Source organism: Chitinophaga sp., assembly GCF_039596155.1.
Lineage (GTDB): Bacteria > Bacteroidota > Bacteroidia > Chitinophagales > Chitinophagaceae > Chitinophaga.
In genome coordinates this window covers 35039-56327 of record NZ_JBCNKF010000041.1, presented here as the reverse complement: position 1 = coordinate 56327, position 21289 = coordinate 35039, and the positions used below count along the sequence as shown (strand labels likewise).

General features: G+C 44.3%; 22 protein-coding genes, 6 tRNA genes and 1 other RNA gene. 21 read left to right on the top strand and 8 right to left on the bottom strand.

Features of this window, described 5'->3' with window-relative positions; translation table 11 throughout:
- The first annotated feature begins 32 nt into the window (after positions 1–32).
- Complete coding sequence (locus ABDW33_RS28290) at positions 33–764, top strand: RNA methyltransferase (protein WP_343693452.1); 732 nt, start codon at positions 33–35, stop codon at positions 762–764.
- Here the strand turns inward: ABDW33_RS28290 and ABDW33_RS28285 are convergent.
- On the bottom strand, positions 757–1989 hold the full coding sequence (locus ABDW33_RS28285; RefSeq protein WP_343693451.1) for an FtsX-like permease family protein: 1233 nt from the start codon (positions 1987–1989) through the stop codon (positions 757–759). The genes ABDW33_RS28290 and ABDW33_RS28285 overlap by 8 nt on opposite strands.
- A gap of 95 nt (positions 1990–2084) precedes the next feature.
- Here ABDW33_RS28285 and ABDW33_RS28280 point away from each other — a divergent pair, with 95 nt between their 5' ends.
- Positions 2085–3374, top strand: a complete 1290-nt coding sequence (locus ABDW33_RS28280; protein WP_343693450.1) for a DUF5103 domain-containing protein — start codon at positions 2085–2087, stop codon at positions 3372–3374.
- Between the two features lie 44 nt (positions 3375–3418).
- On the opposite strand, the gene ABDW33_RS28275 is transcribed toward ABDW33_RS28280, so the two are convergent.
- From ABDW33_RS28275 to ffs, 3 genes are all read right to left on the bottom strand, one after another.
- Positions 3419–4741 carry an NAD(P)/FAD-dependent oxidoreductase gene (locus ABDW33_RS28275; RefSeq protein WP_343693449.1) on the bottom strand — a complete coding sequence of 441 codons (1323 nt, stop codon included), beginning with the start codon at positions 4739–4741 and terminating at the stop codon, positions 3419–3421.
- A 264-nt stretch (positions 4742–5005) separates the two neighbouring features.
- Entirely contained in the window at positions 5006–5656 is a 651-nt protein-coding gene (fsa, locus tag ABDW33_RS28270; protein ID WP_343693448.1) for a fructose-6-phosphate aldolase, read from the bottom strand.
- A gap of 248 nt (positions 5657–5904) precedes the next feature.
- Positions 5905–6004: signal recognition particle sRNA small type (ffs, locus tag ABDW33_RS28265), an RNA gene on the bottom strand.
- A gap of 280 nt (positions 6005–6284) precedes the next feature.
- Between ffs and ABDW33_RS28260 the strand changes: the two genes are divergently transcribed.
- Positions 6285–6731 (top strand): DUF5684 domain-containing protein, encoded by a 447-nt coding sequence (locus ABDW33_RS28260; protein WP_343693447.1) that lies wholly within the window; start codon positions 6285–6287, stop codon positions 6729–6731.
- Between the two features lie 84 nt (positions 6732–6815).
- Entirely contained in the window at positions 6816–7298 is a 483-nt protein-coding gene (locus ABDW33_RS28255; RefSeq protein ID WP_343693446.1) for an RDD family protein, read from the top strand.
- A 1-nt stretch (position 7299) separates the two neighbouring features.
- Here ABDW33_RS28255 and ABDW33_RS28250 read toward each other — a convergent pair whose 3' ends face one another.
- A complete protein-coding gene (locus ABDW33_RS28250) occupies positions 7300–8031 on the bottom strand; it encodes an RDD family protein (RefSeq protein WP_343693445.1) in 732 nt (243 codons plus the stop codon).
- 47 nt (positions 8032–8078) lie between these two features.
- Between ABDW33_RS28250 and ABDW33_RS28245 the strand changes: the two genes are divergently transcribed.
- From ABDW33_RS28245 to ABDW33_RS28225, 5 genes are all read left to right on the top strand, one after another.
- Positions 8079–9062 (top strand): stage II sporulation protein M, encoded by a 984-nt coding sequence (locus ABDW33_RS28245; RefSeq protein WP_343693444.1) that lies wholly within the window; start codon positions 8079–8081, stop codon positions 9060–9062.
- Positions 9059–9892, top strand: a complete 834-nt coding sequence (locus tag ABDW33_RS28240) for a DUF4129 domain-containing protein (protein ID WP_343693443.1) — start codon at positions 9059–9061, stop codon at positions 9890–9892. Before ABDW33_RS28245 ends, ABDW33_RS28240 begins: the two co-directional genes overlap by 4 nt.
- 71 nt (positions 9893–9963) lie before the next feature.
- Positions 9964–11118: a DUF4350 domain-containing protein gene (locus ABDW33_RS28235; RefSeq protein ID WP_343693442.1), complete on the top strand. Its 1155-nt coding sequence runs from the start codon at positions 9964–9966 to the stop codon at positions 11116–11118.
- Positions 11118–12098, top strand: coding sequence for a MoxR family ATPase (locus ABDW33_RS28230; RefSeq protein ID WP_343693441.1), 981 nt, complete (start codon positions 11118–11120; stop codon positions 12096–12098). The genes ABDW33_RS28235 and ABDW33_RS28230 overlap by 1 nt, the downstream gene beginning before the upstream one ends.
- Before the next feature lies 1 nt (position 12099).
- Entirely contained in the window at positions 12100–13437 is a 1338-nt protein-coding gene (locus tag ABDW33_RS28225; RefSeq protein WP_343693440.1) for a DUF58 domain-containing protein, read from the top strand.
- Here ABDW33_RS28225 and ABDW33_RS28220 read toward each other — a convergent pair.
- From ABDW33_RS28220 to ABDW33_RS28210, 3 genes are all read right to left on the bottom strand, one after another.
- Positions 13426–14061 carry a hypothetical protein gene (locus ABDW33_RS28220; RefSeq protein ID WP_343693439.1) on the bottom strand — a complete coding sequence of 212 codons (636 nt, stop codon included), beginning with the start codon at positions 14059–14061 and terminating at the stop codon, positions 13426–13428. The two genes, ABDW33_RS28225 and ABDW33_RS28220, sit on opposite strands and share 12 nt — an antisense overlap.
- 258 nt (positions 14062–14319) lie before the next feature.
- Positions 14320–15318, bottom strand: coding sequence for a nitronate monooxygenase (locus ABDW33_RS28215; RefSeq protein WP_343693438.1), 999 nt, complete (start codon positions 15316–15318; stop codon positions 14320–14322).
- 18 nt (positions 15319–15336) lie between these two features.
- A complete protein-coding gene (locus tag ABDW33_RS28210; protein WP_343693437.1) occupies positions 15337–15924 on the bottom strand; it encodes a riboflavin synthase in 588 nt (195 codons plus the stop codon).
- A 128-nt stretch (positions 15925–16052) separates the two neighbouring features.
- On the opposite strand from ABDW33_RS28210, the gene rpsU reads away from it, so the two are divergent.
- From rpsU to nusG, 12 genes are all read left to right on the top strand, one after another.
- A complete protein-coding gene (gene rpsU, locus ABDW33_RS28205; RefSeq protein ID WP_343693436.1) occupies positions 16053–16250 on the top strand; it encodes a 30S ribosomal protein S21 in 198 nt (65 codons plus the stop codon).
- Positions 16251–16329: 79 nt separating this feature from the next.
- Positions 16330–17274, top strand: a complete 945-nt coding sequence (locus tag ABDW33_RS28200; protein ID WP_343693435.1) for a tyrosine-type recombinase/integrase — start codon at positions 16330–16332, stop codon at positions 17272–17274.
- Between the two features lie 253 nt (positions 17275–17527).
- A complete protein-coding gene (raiA, locus tag ABDW33_RS28195; RefSeq protein WP_116851500.1) occupies positions 17528–17827 on the top strand; it encodes a ribosome-associated translation inhibitor RaiA in 300 nt (99 codons plus the stop codon).
- Positions 17828–18101: 274 nt separating this feature from the next.
- Positions 18102–18175: transfer RNA gene (locus tag ABDW33_RS28190), tRNA-Thr, on the top strand.
- 83 nt (positions 18176–18258) lie between these two features.
- A tRNA-Tyr gene (locus ABDW33_RS28185) sits at positions 18259–18340 on the top strand.
- A gap of 122 nt (positions 18341–18462) precedes the next feature.
- Positions 18463–18535, top strand: a tRNA-Gly gene (locus ABDW33_RS28180).
- Positions 18536–18718: 183 nt separating this feature from the next.
- Positions 18719–18790 (top strand) — tRNA-Thr (locus ABDW33_RS28175).
- A gap of 37 nt (positions 18791–18827) precedes the next feature.
- Positions 18828–18903: transfer RNA gene (locus tag ABDW33_RS28170), tRNA-Tyr, on the top strand.
- A 69-nt stretch (positions 18904–18972) separates the two neighbouring features.
- A complete protein-coding gene (gene tuf / locus ABDW33_RS28165) occupies positions 18973–20160 on the top strand; it encodes an elongation factor Tu (RefSeq protein ID WP_116851501.1) in 1188 nt (395 codons plus the stop codon).
- Between the two features lie 114 nt (positions 20161–20274).
- Positions 20275–20345 (top strand) — tRNA-Trp (locus ABDW33_RS28160).
- Between the two features lie 96 nt (positions 20346–20441).
- Complete coding sequence (secE, locus tag ABDW33_RS28155) at positions 20442–20633, top strand: preprotein translocase subunit SecE (protein WP_343693434.1); 192 nt, start codon at positions 20442–20444, stop codon at positions 20631–20633.
- Between the two features lie 2 nt (positions 20634–20635).
- Positions 20636–21226: a transcription termination/antitermination protein NusG gene (gene nusG / locus ABDW33_RS28150; protein WP_072360736.1), complete on the top strand. Its 591-nt coding sequence runs from the start codon at positions 20636–20638 to the stop codon at positions 21224–21226.
- Positions 21227–21289 lie beyond the last annotated feature (63 nt).

Here is a 21289-nt window from a genome sequence, read left to right as displayed (position 1 = left end):
CCGATTAAAAGAATTCATGTAGGTTTGGCCCTATGTTGTCAAAGGCGCAAATTAAGTATATTCAATCATTACAGCATAAAAAATACCGTCAAAAATCTGGCCAGTTCATTGCTGAAGGTGATAAGATCGTTCCTGAGCTGATCTTCGGGGGAATGGCGGTGAGAGAAGTGTATGCTACGAAAGAGTGGATCAGCGGGCATGCGCACATCTTAACGGGAAAAGTACCAGTGATAGAAGTAGAGGCGCATGTCTTGAAACAATTATCTGCCCTCACAACTCCCAATCAGGCGCTGGCACTGGTGGATATACCGCCGGCAGCACCGCTGGTACTAAAAGGCAGTGTATCTCTCGCGCTGGAAACCATTCAGGACCCCGGCAATATGGGTACCCTGATACGGATAGCAGACTGGTTCGGTATCAAACAGCTCATTTGCACACCTGACTGTGTAGATGTGTATAACCCCAAAACCATCCAGGCAACCATGGGCAGTATTGCCCGGGTCAATATTATCGAAACTGATCTTTTATCATTACTGCATAAAGACGAAGTGCCTTCTTATGCTGCTACCTTGCATGGTACAGACATTACTACTTTCCGGAAACTGGCAGAAGGGGTGATCCTGATCGGCAATGAGTCGAAAGGTCTGAGTGATGCCGTGATTGCGGCTGCGACACACAAGCTGACCATTCCCAGGCTGGGTGGCGCAGAGTCACTGAATGCCGCTGTAGCAGCAGGTATAATCTGTGGAAGGTTGCTTATTTAAATTGTAATGCCTTTACAGGTGTAATCTTCCGTGTAACCATCGCCGGTACCGAAAGGATGAGCAGACATACTGCAAAAGTCCCCATGTTGATAATGAGCACCTGGTACCAGTGCAGGTCGATGGCCGCTGCTGACATGTAGTAACTTTCTTCGTCCAGCTTCAGGAAGCCGGTGGTTTTTTGCAACAGTGCAATACCCACACCCAGTATATCGCCTATTATCAACCCGGCCAGCACGATATAGGCCGCCTGGTAAATAAAGATATTTTGAATCCTGCTATTGCGCATACCGAGTGCTTTCAGGATACCAATCATATTGGTGCGTTCAAGAATGAGGATCAGGATAGCGGTGATCATGTTGATAACTGCTACAATGGTCATAATGATAAGGATGATGACCTCATTTTTGTTCTGTAGTTCCAGCCAGTCAAAGATATTGGGATAGATATCCTGTATAGAACGGACGAATAATTTATCGGGTACCCCATTCACCGCCTCTTCTGCGATTGTATTGATTTTACGATAGTCGTCCACAAATATTTCATAGCCGCCAATGCTACCTGCAGGCCAGTTATTTAGTTTGCGGATCAGTTCCAGGTCGCCGATCACGTAGGTTTTGTCATATTCTTCCACAGCCGTTTTATAGATCCCTGTCACCTTCAGCTTTCTGGCCCTGGGTGGGAGGCCTGCACCCTGTATGAAATAAATGATCAGGGGATCATTCACTTTCAGCTGTAGTTCTTTCGCCATGGTACTGGAAATGATGATTTCCGGTGCATAGCTGCTGTCATTGAAGTGAATGCCGCTACCTGACTGCATAAATTGTTGCAGGTGATTCCAGTTATAATGACGATCTATCCCTTTGAAAATCACCCCGGAAAGATCTTTCTCTGCCTTGATAATGGCCGATTTGGTGGCGTAAGCGTTAACAGTATTAATGCCCTTTACATTTTTCAGGTATTGGACCATAGCGGAATCCGCATCGAAGGGAATTTGTTCTGTAAGGGGACCGGCATTAGGCTGGTACTGGTTAATGTGCATATGCCCCCAGAAACTGAAGATCTTTTGCTGGATAGTCAGTTGAAAACCGTTTACCAGTGCGATTGCCAGTATCATAACAGCCACGCTGATAGCAGTAGCTACCACGGCAATGTTGATGATGAACCTGGAAAAGGAGCCGGACCGGTTAAAAGCGATCCTTCCGGCAATGAAGGATGATAAACGCATGAGACAAATGTATCAAATTTTTAGATGGGTAAAAGGGGGATTTGCCGCTAGCCGGTGAAAAGGTCGTACCTTAACAATTCCATATTAGATAAGTTATGATGATAAAGCCCTACTTCTGTATACCTGTAATCGGGCTGCTGTTATTCTTTTTACCAGCAGTAGCACAGGACAACACCTACGGACCTGGTCACATTTACTACAATAATATCAGGTCTGTAAAGCTGAATCAGTCCGGAGATCAAACCGCATTTCCCATTATCTCCCTGAATGGTGGGGATGCAGTGGACCTGTCGTTTGATGACCTGGATGCAGATGTCAAAGACTACTATTATACATTACAGTTGTGTAATTATGACTGGACACCTGTTAATATCAATCAGCTGGAATACCTGAGAGGATTTTCTGAAAACAGGATTACGAGTTATAAATTTTCAAGTATAGCGCTACAGCGATACACACATTATACACTTTCATTGCCCAATGCGAACTGTATGCCGATCAAAGCGGGTAATTACCTGCTGAAGGTATATACAGACAGTGATACATCGCAGCTGGCATTTACCAAGCGATTGCTGGTAGTAAGTAACAGGGGCGGGTTAAGTGGTGTGATACAGCAACCGGTGTCTCCAAAGGTATTCAAGACAAATCAGAAAGTGAATTTTGTAGTCAGTACAGGAGGATTGAACGTGGTGAATCCATTTGATCAGCTCAAGGTGGTGATCCTGCAGAATTACAGGTGGGATATTCCGATTGTGAATCCCAAGCCAATGTTCATAAAGGGAAATACCATTGAGTATAACGCGGAGCTGGATGTACAGTTTCCGGCAGGGAAGGAGTGGAGATGGATAGATCTGCGTAGCTTTAGATTGCAGACGGAGAGAGTGAAGCGGTCTGAGTATCATCCTGACGGAACAGATGTATATGTGATGCCGGATTATCCGAGGGGAAATACAATGTACTCATATGTGAAGGATTATAACGGCTTGTATTTTTTAGCTACCATCGACAATTATGATCCTTTTTTTGAGGGAGATTATGCTACTACGCATTTTACATTTCCGGCACCGGAGCCTTATGCAGGCTATGATCTGTATCTGATAGGGGAGTTGACGAATTATGAGTATAATGATGCAAATAAGATGGTGTATAACCCGCAGACAAGGGCTTATGAAGGGAAGATGTTTTTGAAGCAGGGTTTTTATAATTATGAATATGCATTACTGGATACCAGGGACCCGTATGCGAGGCCGAGTACGGCGGATACGGAAGGTGATTGGTGGGAGACGGAAAATAGTTATACCATCCTGCTGTATTATAAAGATCTGGGAGGTAGGTATGATGAGTTGGTATCGACGGTTACATTGAATTCAAGATTGAACAGATAAAAATAAAAAGGGGGGTATTTGAAAAAATATCCCCCTTTTATTTTTTATGACTGCACTGTTTGCCTCAATTTCACAATATTCGCAGCGCCTCTTTTTATAATAATTCTCGTACCTCTGTCAAAAGTAAAATACCTGTAGAACCAGTTAGTAAACACGACCAGTTTATTTCTGAATCCCAATAAGCTCATCAGGTGCACCAGCATCCACACGATCCAGGCAAAATACCCGCTGATCTTCATGCCGAAAAACTCTGCAATCGCCTTGTTACGACCAATGGTCGCCATGCTGCCGAGGTCTTTATATTTAAACGGTTTTAAGGCGGATTTCTGTCCCTTGGCCAGCAGGCGAATATTGTGTGCAACATTCACACCCTGCTGAATAGCAACCTGTGCCACCATTGGATAACCTTTAGGGAAGTGTTCAGGATCGTTCAACATCTGTGCGATATCACCTACAGCATAGATATTTTCATATCCTTTCACCTGGTTGAATTCATTGACAGTGATGCGTCCGCCGGGAGCGATGATATCAGTAGCGATGCCATTCAGCGGCACACCTTTTACACCTGCAGCCCAGAGTAAAGATTTACTGTGTAATTTTTCTCCGTTGCTGAGTGTGAGTGTTTCGCCATCATATTCTTTTACGAAGGTGTTGAGGATGACATTCACCCCCAGTTTGTGTAATCCATCCAACGCTTTCTGGGAAGATTTTTCACTAAAGCCGTTCAGTACGCGTGGGCTACCTTCTATCAGGTAGATTTTCATGAGTGATACCGGCAGTTCCGGATAATCTTTTGGCATGATATATTTGCGCAATTCAGCGAAGGCGCCCGCGAGTTCCACGCCGGTAGGGCCACCGCCCACCATAACGAAGTTCAGTTTAGATTGAATTTCGTCGGCATCGTTCAGTAGCAGACTCTCCTCAAATTGCTTGATCACGTAGTTACGGATCTGTACAGCTTCGATGAGCGACTTCATACCAATAGCATGTTCTTCAATCACTTTGTTACCAAAGAAGTTAGTGGTACTACCGGTAGCAATGATCAGGTAATCGTAGTGCAGTTCACCGATACCGGTTTCCAGGATATTATCGGCAGGGCGTACACCTGTTACTTCCGCCATGCGGAAGTAGAAGTTTTTCTGATGTTTGAAGATACCACGGAGCGGGAAAGCGATGCTATCCGTTTCGAGGCCTGCGGTAGATACCTGGTATAATAGGGGTTGAAATAGGTGATAATTGTTTCGATCAAGGAGAACCACCTGTACCGGGGCTCCTTTTAATTGTTTGGCTAGATTAATACCTCCAAAACCTCCTCCAACAATAACAACACGGGGTAATCCTGTATCTGGAACATTCGGCTGAATCATAAAAACATCATTTAGCGATCAATGAATATAAAGGAAGAAATAGCATGCCAATTGGGTAGGCATTGTGTTTTTAAACGCCGGAGTTTATAAATGCATATCAAAGTTATAAAACTTTCAGAAAAAAATGAAAGTTTAGGGCAGGAATTTATGAGGTTCCTGAAAAAGAATTTCTTTTTTGATGAAAAGCCGGTGGGTAGGGGATGTGCAAAAAAAATCCCCGATGTATTTACTACACCGGGGACTTATATACCATCTAAAAGTATACTACATTTTCTTAGCGTCCTCCAGGAACTTAGCCAGACCGATGTCAGTGAGCGGGTGCTTCAGCAGGCCCAGGATTGAATCGAGCGGGCAGGTACAAATATCAGCACCAGCTTCTGCACATTTCACAATGTGGAGGGCGTTGCGGATACTAGCTGCGAGGATTTCGGTTTTGAAGCCCTGAATGCTATAGATCTGAGCGATCTGAGCGATCAGTTCCACACCATCCCATGATGAATCATCGATACGACCGATGAATGGGGACACGAAAGTTGCACCAGCTTTAGCAGCCAGGATAGCCTGACCTGCAGAGAATACCAGTGTACAGTTTGTTTTTATACCGTTGTCAGTAAAATATTTCAGCGCTTTAACACCGTCCTTGATCATGGGTACTTTTACCACGATGTTTGGATGAATAGCAGCCAGTTTCTTACCTTCTTCAACCATTGATTGGAAATCAGTTGAAAGAACTTCAGCACTGATCGGACCGTCTACGAGCTCGCAGATGTCTGCATAATGTTTCAGGATATTCGCTTCACCTTTGATACCTTCTTTTGCCATTAGGGAAGGGTTGGTGGTTACGCCGTCGAGTACACCCAGGTCGTGCGCTTCTTTGATCTGTGCCAGATTCGCTGTATCTATGAAGAATTTCATGGTGAAATGTATTTAGTATGATTTTGTAATTAATTCAACGAAGTAAGTTATGCAACAATTAACACATTGTCAAGCATAATGTATTGCAAATATAGACCCATACCTTTATAGATGAATCTTAAATTTGAAATCAATAAGGAAAAAGCTGAAAATTACTTGGGTCATACCACACAGGCCATTCGTATGAAGAGAATAGTGACAATCAGCTATTGACGAGCGCCTGATGACCTGGAATAAAAAAGAGAAAAAAAAGGCAAGGTACTTACATCGCACCGCTACAACCGCCTACCCTTGCTACATTCCTGTCCTGGGGGAGTTCAGCAGGAGCTGGTCGTATAAGCCTTGCCGGCTGCAAATGTAGGACAATTGCAATAACTTCCAAACACTTTTTAAAAGAATCTATGAAAATCTTAAAAATTGCAGTATTTTGGAGAATACAAAATCATTGTTCGGGACACATTCTGTTATTGTAGCTATATGTTTGAGATCCCCCATTCAGCATTTGGATTGTTGTAGCCATTTTATGAGTATCCCCGACAAGACTTTTCTGAAAAAATATTATATTCTTTTAAAAAAGAATATTTATATTGTTAAAAATTAACCGTTCACCTAAAAATCAATTAACCTCATGGATTCAGCTTACGGCAATGGCTTAGGTAGCATCTTTGCTTTGTTAGGATTTGGCTTCATCTTTACCGGACTGGCAGTTAGCGTTTTTTCTCTCATCTGTCACTGGATGGTATATGAAAAAGCAGGTCAGCCAGGATGGGCCGTAATCGTCCCTATCTATGGTTTCATCGTATTCTGCCGTATCATCGGCAAACCATGGACATGGATCCTTTTATTGATCCCGCCCGTGTGTATTGTAGGTATTTTCATTATCTGGATTGGTGGCTCACTGGCACTGGCAAGGAATTTTGGAAAAGATACCCTCTTTGCCCTTGGCCTGATGTTCCTGCCATTCATTTTCTACGCGATCCTTGCATTTGACAAGAGCATCCGTTATAAAGGGCCTAACGGCGATGATAATACGCTGGATAACCAGATTGAAAGCATCGGCAAGCCTGCATTCTAGTCGTTTTTTGTTGTTTTTTTGCCATATTGATCTGCTGCCGGTTGCTCACAGGACCGGCAGTTCTTTTTTTAAATCTACATTGTTATGTATAACTTTCCGGAGGGGGACATCCTAAAAGAGTTTGATGAAATAATTATTCCACCATCAGCAGACAAGGGAGTCAGACTAGCCAATTACATGATTGACTGGGTTTTATCGTTTATTTTCCTGTTTGTCTTTGCACTGTGCCTGGGGGTAGTGTTATCCATGTTTATAAGCGATTTTGACGGGTGGCTGGACGAGAATGATGGCACTGTCAATGGCGTCTCTTACCTGCTCGCTTTTGCTGTCAGGCCACTTTACTATGTGATGATGGAGGGACTTATGCAGGGACGTACCGTTGGAAAATTAATTACCGGTACAGTTGCCATCCGCCTGGATGGAAAACCAATGACCTGGAAATATGTATTTGGCAGAAGCTATGCCCGTGAAGTGCCTTTTGAGGTATGGTCTGGTTTTGGAACTCCATGGCACGACAAGTGGACCCAAACGACTGTTGTTTACAGGAAAAACCTGATGACAAGGTAATTTATCGGGTGGTGTAATAGTTGTAATCGTTTAGTACCGTCTCCAGGAACTGGAAATGATCCATGTCTGTTTCGATCACTAACACTTCTTTTACTCTTGCTGCTACCCTGCCTACCAGGTCCTTGTTACCAGACTTGATAGCCTGGTCCATCAATACCTTGATCTTGTTCATATCTCTGTCAGACAGGCGAAGGATCTGGGGAAAGTGAGGTTCATAATTCAATGCAGACATATCCCGGTAAATGGTATCCTGTATACTCGATTTGTTTTTGGTATTGACTACAATGGTGCCGGCTACCACATCGCCCAGGCGCTGGTCATAACGGGAACGTACCATTGAGATTATAGGAACGGCACCATTCAGGAAGAAAAAACCCCACGGTGTTTCGATAAGACGGAACACCCAGCGGATCAGGTGCTGGCTGATACTTGGCTTACCACCGTTCATACTCCTGACTTTGAGGCCGAGCAACATTTTTCCGGGCGATTGCCCGTTCATTGTAATTTCGAAAAGCAGGTAATACATGGAAACTGGAACTACACAAAAGAGAATGAGCAGCACAGTCTGCGTATTCGAAGCAAGGTTCAGATTGTTCAGGGTTACATACATAGCTATGATAAAAGCTGCCCTGATGATAATATCAATGAACCAGGCCAGAAACCGCATGAGTATGTTGGCCGTTTGGAATTCCAGCTCTATATTGAAGGATGTAGGTATTTTTACATTAGCCATGTACAAATTTACTAATTAATGTATATGTTTGTTATAATGGATAACCCATGCGTGAGACTACTTTTATAAAGAAAAATTTACCCCGCTGGAAAAAATACCAGGAGGAACCAACCGAGGATCCGGATGAAATGGCTGCACGGTTTACCAGTTTGCTGGATGACCTGGCATATGCCAAAACTTTCTACAGTTTCAGCAAGGTCACAGGTTACATCAATAGTCTGGCAGCAGACATCTACCAACGGATCTACGGCAATCGCCAGGAAAAGGATGGCCGTTTCCAGCGATTCTTCTTATATGAATTGCCCCTGATCTTCCGTAAATATCATCGATTATTATTATTTACCGTCATATTTTTTCTTTTATTCTGTATCATGAGCGCATTTTCTGCTGCCCACGACGAAACTTTCGTAAGAGGCGTGCTGGGTGATGAGTATGTGAGCATGACTGAAAAGAATATCAGTAACGGAGATCCCTTTGGCGTGTACGGTACCGGTGATGAATTTGTTATGTTCACTGAAATCGCGTACAACAACATTTATGTAGCACTTAGCTGTTTTATTGGTGGTATCTTTTTCGGTATTGGCACTTTGTATATCCTCATGAAAAATGGCGTGATGCTGGGGGCTTTCCAATATTTATTTTTTGCCAAGGGGCTGGGACTAAAGTCGGTGTTGGTGATCTGGATCCATGGTACACTGGAAATTTCTTCTATCGTCATTACAGGGGCCGCAGGTCTTGTAATGGTGAGTGGACTGATCTTTCCCGGTACCCGTAAGCGACTGGACGCCCTGAAGAAAACTGCCAGAGATGCAATCAAGATGATGATCTGCCTGATTCCGGTATTCCTGACTGCTGCATTCCTGGAAGGATTCGTGACACGTCATACCAAAATGCCGATAGCGCTGAGTGTAAGTATACTTTTACTCTCGCTTGTATTTATAGTAGGTTATTTCGTGGTATACCCTATTCACGTATACCACAGGGGATTCAGATTAGATGAAGCCGGCAAAGTTATAAAACCTGTGAAATGAGGGAAGGATTGAAAGCATTATTCATTGCATTACTACTATTGCCAGCAGGCCTTTACGCCCAGGATGTAGCAGTCGATTCTGCAGGTCCGGGAGCGGCTCTTATTCCAAAGGTTTCGGCCGATATTGATACAGCAGAGGCCATTGCCCCGGCAACCCCGCTGTATGACGAAGCAGTACCTATGGACGCAGATACGGTAGACGATTATGATCAGGCATCTTCCCTGCTGATCCGCAAGGTTCCTGCCGATGTAAGAGAGAAGTTCAGTAAGGACAAGGAGCTGGTCTATCATCAGCGTTCCCGTAAGGCGGCCCCTTCCAAAATGAATTTAGAGTGGCTGAATGTAATTTTCCTGGGGATTTTTTACTTCTTCCGCGTATTCTGGTGGCTGATTGTCATCTTGGTGCTGGCAGCTATGGCAGGTGCCGGTTTTGTATATCTCCGTAGGAACGGGTATGTATTTAAGTGGGATAAAAAAGAAGCTGTTAAGGAGGACGTTCAGCTGGAAGAAATAGACCATGAAGCCATTGCCTACGAATCTCATATTCAGCAGGCCATTGCCGAAGGAAAATTACGGTTGGCAGTACGCCTGATGTACCTGCAGACAATACGGGTACTGGCCGACAAAGACATCATCGTGTACAGTAAGGACAAAACAAATGCTGCTTACCTGCGCAGTTTGTCGCAGACGCAGTGGCATAAACCGTTTGCAAGGCTGACTGTAGATTACGAATATATTTGGTACGGTGAAGTGCCTTTGAATGGTGAGCAATTCTCGACTATTCAGGGGCAGTTTAAACAATTTTTGAACGAATTAGGCTATATCCGGTGAAAAGAACGATTGGAATAATCATCGCTTCAATATTCTTACTATTACTTTTCATCGTAATAGTAGTTTCCAACATGCAGTCCTTCTCTCGTGATGAAGACCTGCACCTGGAGAAGCAAACATTTTCTTACAAGGATAAAGCTCCCGGCGGCTGTTATGTCATGTTCGAATCACTGCCGTCGTTTTATGACGGAGGACATCCCAGCGTAGTCTCTAAACCATTTGCTGCCAGCGTAAAGAAAGACCAGACCCTGGCTAGTGGAGAAGGTGTCATCTATTACCTGGTGACAAACAAATTGTACACCAGTGTGCAGGATGTGGATGCGATGGTTGAGTTTGCGGACAGGGGAAATCAGTTGTTTATCGCTGCGGTAGACATGGACAGTATACTCATTAGCAGATTATATACAAAGATTTCGGAGACATCTGCCGGCAGCATTTTTGAAAAGCCACATGCGGAAGAGCATTTCGTCAATCGTTCACTGTCGCCCGATTCGGTGTATGCAAGGGATTCCATAAGGGATGGACGTTATTTTACCTTGCTCGATACGGCAAGAACAACCATCCTTGGTACTGATCGCCTCCACAGAGCAAATTTTATAAGGATCAATGTCGGTAAAGGACAGGTTTTTCTGCTGTTGCAACCCTCTATCCTCACTAACTACTTCCTGCTATATAAGCAGAATCTTGGCTTACTGGAGAAAACGGCAGCGTACACATATGGATATGCTGCTGTGTACTGGGATGAATTTTATAAGTATAACCAGTATCCGCACAGTGGGGACTTCAGTCAGTGGAGTGTGCTGATGCGTTATCCTGCCTTGCGCTGGGCCTTGTGGCTGATGGTGGCATTGCTGGCGCTGTATGCCATTTTTGAAAGTAAAAGAAGACAACGAATTATTCCTGACAAAGTGATGTTGACGAATAACTCACTGGAATTCGTGGAGGCCTTGGGGCAGTTGTATTACCAGCAGCATGACAATGCGAACCTGGCGAAAAAGATCACACTGCAATGGCTGGAATTTGTTCGTACAAGATATTATCTGAACACAAATATTTTAAGCGATGAGTTCATTCGTCGTTTATCACACAAAGCAGGTTTGCCATTGGCAGATATAGAAGCAATTATTGACAGCATCCATTTTGTGCAGCTGGCAGATAAGATCACCGATGCATACCTGAAGGAGTTTTATAGTAAAATACAGGCGTTTTATTTAAATACTAAATAATGGAGGAAACAACATTTCATCCCCGTACAGATTTTTTTGCATTGCACCAGGGTGTAGCAGCTATACGGGAACAGATAGGAAAAGTAATTATCGGTCAGCATGAAATGGTGGACCTGCTCATCACCGGTTTGTTGACACAGGGACATGTATTGATTGAAGGTGTACCGGGAGTAGCAAAAACACTGACGGCAAAACTGATGGCGAGATGTATTGACGCTGATTTTTCCAGGTTACAGTTCACGCCTGATATTATGCCAGCCGACGTGTTGGGTACCTCCGTATTCAATCCGGAGACGAGGAACTTTGAATATAAGCGTGGCCCGGTTTTCAGTAACCTGGTGTTGATTGATGAGATCAACCGTGCTCCTGCCAAAACACAGGCTGCCCTGTTCGAAGTGATGGAAGAAAGGCAGATTACCAACGATGGTACTTCGCATCCTTTGCCGGCACCATTTATGGTTGTTGCTACCCAGAACCCGATTGAACAGGAAGGTACTTATCGCCTGCCCGAAGCGCAGCTGGACCGTTTCCTTTTTAAGATCGAGGTGAAATATCCTTCTTTGAATGAGGAGATCACCATGCTGCAGTCTATGCACTTATTCAATGGTTTAAGTGATCTGACCACGATGGTGGATAAAGTGGTGACTGCCAGTCAGGTTATCGAATTCCAGGCACTGGTAAGGAAAGTACATATTGAAGATAAACTGTTGCAGTACATTGCCGCCCTTACACAGGAGACCCGTGTAAATGCTTCCCTGTACCTGGGTGCATCTCCACGTGCTTCAATTGCCGTGATGAATTGTGCAAAAGCAACCGCGGCTATGAATAACCGCGATTTCGTAACACCGGATGATATTGTGAACATGCTGCCCCATGTACTGCGTCACCGTATTATGCTGACACCTGAGCGTGAAATGGAGGGCATCACAACAGACGAAGTGATCGCCCAGATCGTCAAAGCCGTAGAAGTACCGAGGTAATATGAAGAAACTATATCTGGCATTATTCTTTACCACCCGCCTGTATACAATGTTAGGTGCACTGGCGTTGTTATTCATACTGGCGTATTTTTTCCCGGTGTTGTATCCGATCGGCCTGTTGATCGTAGCAGGGTTGGGATTGATGCTGCTGGTAGACCTGTTTTTCCTGTTTACCGCAGGCAGGGAGCCATTCCCTTTGTCGAGGGTGATGGCGCAGCGCTTCAGTAATGGAGATGACAACACCATCCGGCTGCATGTAAAAAACAATTTTCGTTTTCCTGTTATAGTCACTATCCTGGATGAATTGCCCTTTCAGTTCCAGCTGAGGGATTTCAAACAGAAGGCACTGATAAAACCGGGAGAGTCAAAGGAAATTACCTATACACTGCGCCCGGTGGAAAGAGGAGAATACCAGTTTGGCAATACCAACTCATTTATCAGGAGCCCGATCGGATTGGTGCAAAGGCGTATTGTGCAGGAGAATGGGGAAACGGTGAGCGTGTATCCGTCATTTTTACAATTACGCAACTTTGAGTTATACACATTCGAGAATCGCACAGGCGAAACGGGTGTGCATAAGAAAAAGATGATCGGCCAGAGTATGGAGTTCGATCATATCAAAGAATATGTACGTGGAGATGATGTGAGGAGGGTGAACTGGAAGGCGACTGCCCGCAGAGGTGGATTGATGGTAAATAATTATGTAGAGGAGCGGTCGCAGCAGATCTATTGTGTGATTGATAAGGGAAGGGCTATGAAAATGCCTTTTGAGGGCATGACATTACTGGACTATGCCATTAACTCTTCACTGGTATTCAGCAACATTGCCTTGCAGAAAGGGGATAAAGCAGGACTCGTAACGTTGATGGAGCAGCAGGTAGATGTATTACCAGCCAGCAGTAAGAAAGTTCAGCTCAACAAGATACTGGATACCTTGTATGCGCAGGAAACACAGTGGCAGGAGAGTGATTACGAAAAACTGGTGGTAACCCTGCGGAGTCATTTCAATCAGCGTTCCCTGCTGGTGTTGTTTACCAACTTCGAGTCATTATCCGCTTTACAGAGACAGATACCTTACTTACGCCGGTTGTCGAAGTATCATTTGCTGCTGGTGGTATTTTTCGAGAATACAGAATTAAAGAAAATTACGCAGGATACGGCGGTAACAGTAGAGGATATTTACAGGCAGGTGATCGCGCAGAAATTTGCCTACGAGAAAAAGCAAATGGTGCGTGAGCTGGCGCAGTTCGGGATCTTATCCCTGCTCACAACGCCGCAGCAGTTAAGTGTGCACCTGGTCAACAAATACCTTGAGTTAAAGTCCCGTTCACTCATTTAATTTTTTAACAGGAATAGTGGTGAGTGCCTTCAGGCGCTCATCATTTTTGTATATAGCAGTCACGTTTACAGATTGAACAGCAGTTTCATTGTCATTAATCAGCAGGTCCTGTCCTAATAATTTACCTTCACTTACTTCGATGCTTACGGCGCTGGTATCCAGCGGGAATATTCTACCGGAGCTATAGATTCCCTCTACATTCAGATAATAACGAAATCCCCGTTTCAGGCTATCGGCATAATGATGAAAGCGGATGCTATCCAGTTTCGGCAGCGTCAGATCAGTCGTAATAGACTGTGGGATATCTGCGGCAGTAATGGTCAGCTGGATGGTATATTGCTGGCTGACCAGTGTTTTTCTGTCCAGGAGCAGGTAGCCATTTTGAAAGGCACCGCTGCTGGGTACCACTTTGACCCGGTTCCAGTTGTAGTTACCGTGCAGAAAACCATTGGTGGATCTTACTTCACCATTGCTGTAGGCGATATAGAGGCCTATAGGAATTTTATTATAAAGTTCTGGCAGGGCGGTCGAGTCGTAAACGGCTTTGATGGACTTCACTTCTTTTGTCTGGCCGGCGGCCAGGATGGTAAGGAAAATAAGGCAGGTGGTGAGGAATGGTTTCATGCGGGAAAGGTATAAAAAATCGTTCCAAATTTGATGTGACGGTAGTATCGCTATATGTTGTCGACGTTACCAATCCAGCATTATAAGTACACCAAAAGGGCACCAATATATCACCTCAATATCGATTGGATATTGAGGTGATATATTGGTGATGGTTTAGTGACCTCTTAGAGACGTGTTGATATGGGGGCTTCATCGAAGGAGCGCCCTTGTCAACGTGGACTAAAGGTGGACTTGTGTAGTATAATGAATTGATTATTAGAAAGTTTCGCTGATGTCTCTGGCAGTATTCAGGGTGAGCTTCGTTTCTGTGATCAGGTGATGGACAATTTCTTCGATACTGCTGATGTCTTTGACGAGTTCAACGCTTTGGCCGGCGGACCATAATTGCTGGTAGTTCCCGGGTTTTACGGCCTGTTCCAGTTTTTTCATGCCCCTGAGTTGTACGAGCATTTTGAAATATTTGCGGGTACGGGCGTTGTTATTGAGGAGTTTTTCGAACCAGTTTTGTTTGTACCCGATTTTCCGGGCGGCAGGGGTATTAATGATATTGCAGGGGGTACCTGAGAGGCGTTCGGTGAGCACGATATCGTCCATGCCGTAACTGAGGATGGCGTTTTTGTATTCATCGCTTACGGATGCTTCATGACTGGCGATGAAGCGGGTACCTATGGATACGCCGTCGGCGCCGAGCAGGAGGGCGCTGGCTATTTGGCTGCCGTGGGCAATGCCACCGGCGGCCACGAGTATTTTGCCGGGGAAGTGTTCCTGGAGGGAGGGAATGAGTACGTGCATGGGGTAGGGGCCTGCATGGCCACCGGCGCCTGCGGTAACGGCAATGAAGCCATCGCAGCCAGCTTGTGCGGCCTTTTCGGCATGGGCCAGGTTGGTGACATCACAGAGTACTTTGGCGCCATAGCTGTGGGCGGCGGCAATGACTTCTTTCGGACTACCCAGGGAGGTGATGTAGAGGGGAACTTTGGCGTCGGCGCAGATCTGGAGGTGTTTAGAATAGAGTGGGTTTGTTTTTTGAACAATGAGATTTACGCCATAGGTTCCTTGTGGGGTGTGGGTGCGGTGGAGGTTGAGGCGGTCGAGGACCTCTTTGAGCTCCCCTTCACGGCGGTAGTTGAGGGACGGGAATGTACCGGCGATGCCTTGTTCCATGGCAGATCTGACCATAGCTTCGTTACTTACCAGAAACATGGGGGCCATGATCACCGGGTATCGGATGGCCAGGGTTGAGGTCAATTTCATACGTGTATTTTTATAGGCCTAGCTGACTGTTTTCTGCCGTGCGACGTACTTACCCAGGATATCGAATTCCAGGTTGATGATACTGCCGGCGTGAACAGACGATATATTGGTATGTTCGTAGGTATATGGAATAACAGCGATGCTGAATTCATCGTTGGTCACATTGAAAACAGTGAGGCTGATACCATTAAGACAGATGGAGCCTTTTTCCACGATGAGACCAGCGAACTGGGCAGGGAAGTGGAAGCGGTATTCCCAGCTACCATTTAGGGGGGTGCAGGAGAGGCATTCGCCGGTGGCGTCTACATGTCCCTGCACGATGTGCCCGTCAATGCGGCCATTGAAGAGCATGGCTCTTTCCAGGTTGACTTTCTGACCTGGGGTAAGCAGGCCGATATTGCTTTTCTGAAGGGTTTCAGCGACCGCTACAATCTGGTAGAGGTCGTTGTCAATGTGGGTAACGGTGAGGCAAACCCCATTGTGGGCGATGCTTTGGTCTACTTTTAATTCGGGAGTGAGGGAGGAGCGGACGGTGATAACCATATTGCTTCCTTCCTTCTTTGTAGCTATAACTTCGCCTAGTGATTCAATTATTCCTGTAAACATGAAACGAAATTATGGAAAAAAGTGGAGGAGAATGATGACGACAGGCACCCATAAAATTCAAACTTTAGTTTGTTTTTTTTGAATTAAATGGTTTATCTTTGCCTTCCTGAAAAAAAGAGGTATTTATTATGTTAATTATCGATTCTAAAGATTGCGAAAATATTGACAAGGCGCTCAAGAAATACAAAAAGAAATTTGAGAAAGCGCGTATCCTGTTACAGCTGAGAAGCCGTCAATCTTTCACAAAACCTTCTGTTAAGCGTCGTACTGAAGTTCTGAAAGCTGTTTACAAGCAGCAGCTGGCTACAGGTAAATTTGATGCTTAATACCTGATTACGGATAATTCCAACGCAAAATATGTGATGATTGTAAGGTTTTCGTAACTTTACAATCATCAATTTTTTTGTGTTGAGCGAAGTATTACCCCCGGTAGTAGACCGTTTCCTGGCTTATATTCAGCTTGAAAAGCGCTATTCGGCGCATACATTTGCTGCCTACCAGCAGGATCTTATCCAGTTTTTCACTTTTTTACATTCTCAATATGGCGATGTGTCCTTACCAGGCATATCGCATTCACATGTCCGTACGTGGCTGGCTGGATTGATGGAAGAGGGGATGATAGCGAAAACTGTTAACCGGAAAATTTCCACGCTCAAATCGTTTTTCAAATATGCATTGCGGCAGGGGGAGATTGATCAAACTCCCATGACAAAAGTGACGGCGCCTAAGGTAGGTAGCCGGTTACCGCATTTTATAGAAGAAAAGGGGATGCTGGCAATTGAAGATAATCGTAGTCTGCGGAAGGGGGCTGAGAATAAGCCTATATTCGGAGATGATCTGAAGGGGAAAACCCACCGGCTGATTTTTGAGTTACTGTATCATACAGGAATACGATTATCGGAGTTGATAGCTATTAAGGTGAGCCATGTGGATATATCCAGGTTGACGATTAAAGTGCTGGGGAAGGGAAATAAGGAGCGCATCCTGCCAATCAGCCCGATTTTGGCTGCTTTGATAGGGGAGTACCGGGATTGCAAGCGGAAGGAGTTGGCAGAATTTGATATGGAAGTGTTACTTGTAAATCCGGAATCGGGGCGTAAATTATATCCAAAGTATGTATACAATGTGGTGCGGCATTATCTCTCTGCTCACCAGATCACTACGATCAATCAAAAGAGTCCGCATACCTTGCGGCATACATTTGCAACACATTTAATGAACAACGGGGCCGATCTGAACGCGGTGAAGGAGTTGCTGGGGCATTCCAGCCTGGCTTCTACGCAGGTGTATACGCATAATACCATTGAGAAACTGAAGGAGGCTTATAAGAAGGCGCATCCCAGGGGGTAGGGAAAACATTGTTTACGCAGGCTTATAGCAGGGAGGTGAAATTTTCAATTTTCCTGCATTTATATATTAACAAAATATTACTAAATGGTTATGGAAAGAATCGCTTAATTCACTAAATTAGTAATGAGTTCTTTATATGTTGTTTTTCATTTGTCAATACACTCTCATGCCATTAGTAAAAACTGATTGAAAGCCTATGACGTAATGTTACGAGCATGTACAAGATTGTTATAACTAAAAAAAATTTAGTGCTATGAACGTTCAAATTCAAACTGTGCATTTTGATGCGGATTCCAAATTGATTGATCATGTGAGCAAAAAAATCGCGAAGCTCAACACTTTTTATGATAGGATCATCAGCGTGGAAGTTTTCTTAAAGTTGGATGGAATAGCCCATCAAATTAAGGATAAAGTAGCCGAGATAAAAGTGCACATCCCGCGCCAGGACTTATTTGTAAAGCACGAAAGCAAATCCTTCGAAGAATCCTTTGACCTCGCATTTGACTCCGTCGTTAACCAGATCAAACGTACTAAGGAGAAAAAATTTCAGTAAAATCTTAAAAATATTTTGGAATTAATAATCTGTTTACTACCTTTGCCATCCCGAAACAAAAAAGGGATCGGGCAAAGGTAGTAAAGTTCTTTACTGTAGGGCATTTAAGCCCAAACGATCAGGTACTAAAAAAAAGTACGGGTGCTGAAAAAAAAGATTTTGAAAGTTACAAAATACTATTATTTTTGCACCCTCTTAAGACAGCGACTGAGGAGCTAATAAAGCAACGAAAGAAGCACTTAAGAGCAAGTACACCAGATATAATACTTGGTATGCCAGCATAGCTCAGTTGGCCAGAGCTACTGATTTGTAATCAGTGGGTCGGGGGTTCGAATCCCTCTGCTGGCTCCGGAGAAATTCCGAAGCAAACATAATAACACGAGTCCCGCAACGGATGAAGAGGTTTGTAAGGTATTTCGGGAGTAAAGAATGGGCAGGTTCCAGAGCGGCCAAATGGGGCGGACTGTAAATCCGCTGACTACGTCTTCACAGGTTCGAATCCTGTCCTGCCCACAACGTGCAAATGTTCCGCCTTTGCCCAATAGCAATGGCGGAACAGTTTTGTTAAGAAGAGGGGATAAAAGTGAGAGCGCCATAACAATTAAAGAGTTCTTTCTGATATTATTTTAACAAATGCGGGAGTAGCTCAGTTGGTAGAGCGACAGCCTTCCAAGCTGTAGGTCGCGGGTTCGAACCTCGTCTCCCGCTCATAGTTAGTTACGAAATTGCTTCGTGATAACCTTGGGCGGAAAGTTTTGCAGAAGTATTACACTGGTTCCGTTCAGGTAGAATTCTCCAAAGCTTTATGAATATTGTTCGTCGTTCAAACTGGTTTGTAAAAGAACCGGAGGGCTGGTGGGCGATATAAAGTTCTTTAAAAGTAATTAGTATGCTGTTGTAGCTCAGGGGTAGAGCACTTCCTTGGTAAGGAAGAGGTCGAGAGTTCAATTCTCTTCAACAGCTCAAACGGATTTATTCGATAGTCCGGAATCCAACATTTCGTTGTAGCTCAGTGGAAGAGCGGTTTCCGGTAAATGTGCCGGTAATGGTCATGAGTTCAATTCTCATCAGCGGTACAAGTTTGTAAAACCGTTTTAACAAAACACAATCAATACAATCTTTACAAACCATCTAAAAAAAATACAATGGCAAAAGAAACCTTTAAGCGGGATAAACCCCACGTAAACATTGGTACCATCGGCCACGTTGACCACGGTAAAACTACCTTAACTGCTGCCATTACAAATATTTTGGCAAGCAAGGGTCTGGCTGAGAAGAAAGGATATGATGAGATCGATGCTGCACCTGAAGAAAAGGAAAGAGGTATTACCATCAACACTGCACACGTAGAATACCAGACTGCTAATCGTCACTACGCTCACGTTGACTGTCCAGGTCACGCTGACTATGTGAAGAACATGATCACTGGTGCTGCGCAGATGGACGGTGCTATCCTGGTGGTTGCTGCTACAGATGGTCCGATGCCACAAACTAAAGAACACATCCTGCTCGCTCGTCAGGTAGGTGTACCTCGTATCGTTGTTTTCATGAACAAAGTTGACCTGGTAGACGATCCTGAACTGCTGGAACTGGTAGAACTGGAAATCCGCGAGCTGCTGAGCAAATATAACTACGATGGTGACAACACTCCAATCATCAAGGGTTCAGCTACAGGCGCTCTGGCTGGTGAAGAGAAATGGGTTGCTGCTGTAGATGAGCTGATGGCTGCTGTAGATGAATACATTCCTCTGCCTCCTCGTCCAGTTGATCTGCCATTCCTGATGTCTGTAGAAGACGTATTCTCTATCACAGGTCGTGGTACCGTTGCTACCGGTCGTATCGAACGTGGTAAAATCAAGGTTGGTGAACCAGTTGAAATCGTTGGTCTGATCGAAAAGCCACTGACTTCTACTTGTACCGGTGTTGAAATGTTCAAGAAACTGCTCGACGAAGGTGAAGCTGGTGACAACGCTGGTCTGCTGCTGCGTGGTATTGAAAAGAAAGATATCCGTCGTGGTATGGTTATCACTAAACCAGGTACTATCACTCCGCACACTGAATTCAAATGTGAAGTATACGTACTGAGCAAAGAAGAAGGTGGTCGTCACACTCCATTCTTCCAGAAGTATCGCCCTCAGTTCTACTTCCGTACTACGGACGTAACTGGTGAGGTTGAACTGCCAGCTGGTGTTGAAATGGTTATGCCTGGTGATAACATCGGTCTGACTGTGAAACTGATCGCTCCAATCGCTATGGAAAAAGGTCTGAAATTCGCTATCCGCGAAGGTGGACGTACCGTAGGTGCTGGTCAGGTTACTGAAATCGTTAAGTAATCACTTTTTTCAGCATAAAAGCCATTAGCAATTCGCAAATTGCTAGCCGTTAATCAGATTTTTTAGTAAATTCGGTTTCGGTCTGAAATAAGCAAACTGCTAATGGCTTTATACACGGGCATAGTTCAATGGTAGAATAGAGGTCTCCAAAACCTTTGATCAGGGTTCGAATCCTTGTGCCCGTGCAGTGTAAAATTGGTGAAAAGTGAAAGGTGAATTGTGAATTTCATTCGCCATTCGCTTTTCACCTTTCATGTTTTCAAACGGTTAATTTAAAACCAATGAACAAGATCAGAAATTACTTCCGGGAATCCTATCATGAACTGGTGCATAAAGTATCCTGGCCTACCTGGCAGGAACTGCAATCCTCAACAATGATTGTCCTGATCGCTACTGTGGTGATTACCCTCATTGTTTGGGGTATGGACGCCCTTTCTAACGTGGTGTTATCACAGTACTATAAAATGTTCTAATAATGATTGAAGCATCCAATAACCCTGCAGAAGAAACAAATGTTCCGACTCAGGATACCAAATGGTATGTACTGAGAGTGGTAAGTGGAAAAGAAAAGAAAGTAAAAGAATACCTGGATATTGAGGTGCGTCGTTCTGATTGGGGAAATGTAATCACACAAATCTTCTTACCTGTTGAGAAAGTGTATAAAGTACAGGCCGGTAAGAAAGTGATGCGCGAAAAGAACTTTTATCCCGGTTATGTAATGATCGAAGCGATCGATGGTAAAATGACCGATGAGGTAATCCAATCCATCCGCAACGTTTCCGGTGTTATTCACTTCCTTGGTAAAGAAAAGCCGATCGCTCTGCGTAAAGCTGAAGTAAATAAAATGTTAGGTAAAGTTGATGAACTGTCTGATTCCGGACTGACCATGAGCGAGCCTTTCATCGTAGGAGAAACTATCAAGATCATCGATGGACCTTTCAATGACTTTAACGGTATTATCGAAGAAGTAATTGAAGACAAGAAGAAACTGAAAGTAACTGTGAAGATCTTCGGTCGTGCTACCCCAGTGGAATTGAACTTCATGCAGGTTGAAAAAATCAGCTAAAGATTTTAGGTTTTTTAATAGGAGCCGTTCCGCAAGGAGCGGCTTTTTTTTATGCCCCGATAT

Coding starts and splice junctions, on each gene's coding strand:
- ABDW33_RS28240 (WP_343693443.1), top strand. CDS start 9,059: ATGAGGGAAGGATTGAAAGCATTATTCATTGCATTACTACTATTGCCA.
- ABDW33_RS28230 (WP_343693441.1), top strand. CDS start 11,118: ATGGAGGAAACAACATTTCATCCCCGTACAGATTTTTTTGCATTGCAC.
- raiA (WP_116851500.1), top strand. CDS start 17,528: ATGAACGTTCAAATTCAAACTGTGCATTTTGATGCGGATTCCAAATTG.
- nusG (WP_072360736.1), top strand. CDS start 20,636: ATGATTGAAGCATCCAATAACCCTGCAGAAGAAACAAATGTTCCGACT.
- ABDW33_RS28285 (WP_343693451.1), bottom strand. CDS start 1,989: ATGCGTTTATCATCCTTCATTGCCGGAAGGATCGCTTTTAACCGGTCC.
- ABDW33_RS28220 (WP_343693439.1), bottom strand. CDS start 14,061: ATGAAACCATTCCTCACCACCTGCCTTATTTTCCTTACCATCCTGGCC.
- ABDW33_RS28225 (WP_343693440.1), top strand. CDS start 12,100: ATGAAGAAACTATATCTGGCATTATTCTTTACCACCCGCCTGTATACA.
- ABDW33_RS28255 (WP_343693446.1), top strand. CDS start 6,816: ATGTATAACTTTCCGGAGGGGGACATCCTAAAAGAGTTTGATGAAATA.
- rpsU (WP_343693436.1), top strand. CDS start 16,053: ATGTTAATTATCGATTCTAAAGATTGCGAAAATATTGACAAGGCGCTC.
- secE (WP_343693434.1), top strand. CDS start 20,442: ATGAACAAGATCAGAAATTACTTCCGGGAATCCTATCATGAACTGGTG.
- ABDW33_RS28280 (WP_343693450.1), top strand. CDS start 2,085: ATGATGATAAAGCCCTACTTCTGTATACCTGTAATCGGGCTGCTGTTA.
- tuf (WP_116851501.1), top strand. CDS start 18,973: ATGGCAAAAGAAACCTTTAAGCGGGATAAACCCCACGTAAACATTGGT.
- ABDW33_RS28235 (WP_343693442.1), top strand. CDS start 9,964: ATGCAGTCCTTCTCTCGTGATGAAGACCTGCACCTGGAGAAGCAAACA.
- ABDW33_RS28260 (WP_343693447.1), top strand. CDS start 6,285: ATGGATTCAGCTTACGGCAATGGCTTAGGTAGCATCTTTGCTTTGTTA.
- fsa (WP_343693448.1), bottom strand. CDS start 5,656: ATGAAATTCTTCATAGATACAGCGAATCTGGCACAGATCAAAGAAGCG.
- ABDW33_RS28245 (WP_343693444.1), top strand. CDS start 8,079: ATGCGTGAGACTACTTTTATAAAGAAAAATTTACCCCGCTGGAAAAAA.
- ABDW33_RS28250 (WP_343693445.1), bottom strand. CDS start 8,031: ATGGCTAATGTAAAAATACCTACATCCTTCAATATAGAGCTGGAATTC.
- ABDW33_RS28275 (WP_343693449.1), bottom strand. CDS start 4,741: ATGATTCAGCCGAATGTTCCAGATACAGGATTACCCCGTGTTGTTATT.
- ABDW33_RS28215 (WP_343693438.1), bottom strand. CDS start 15,318: ATGAAATTGACCTCAACCCTGGCCATCCGATACCCGGTGATCATGGCC.
- ABDW33_RS28290 (WP_343693452.1), top strand. CDS start 33: ATGTTGTCAAAGGCGCAAATTAAGTATATTCAATCATTACAGCATAAA.
- ABDW33_RS28210 (WP_343693437.1), bottom strand. CDS start 15,924: ATGTTTACAGGAATAATTGAATCACTAGGCGAAGTTATAGCTACAAAG.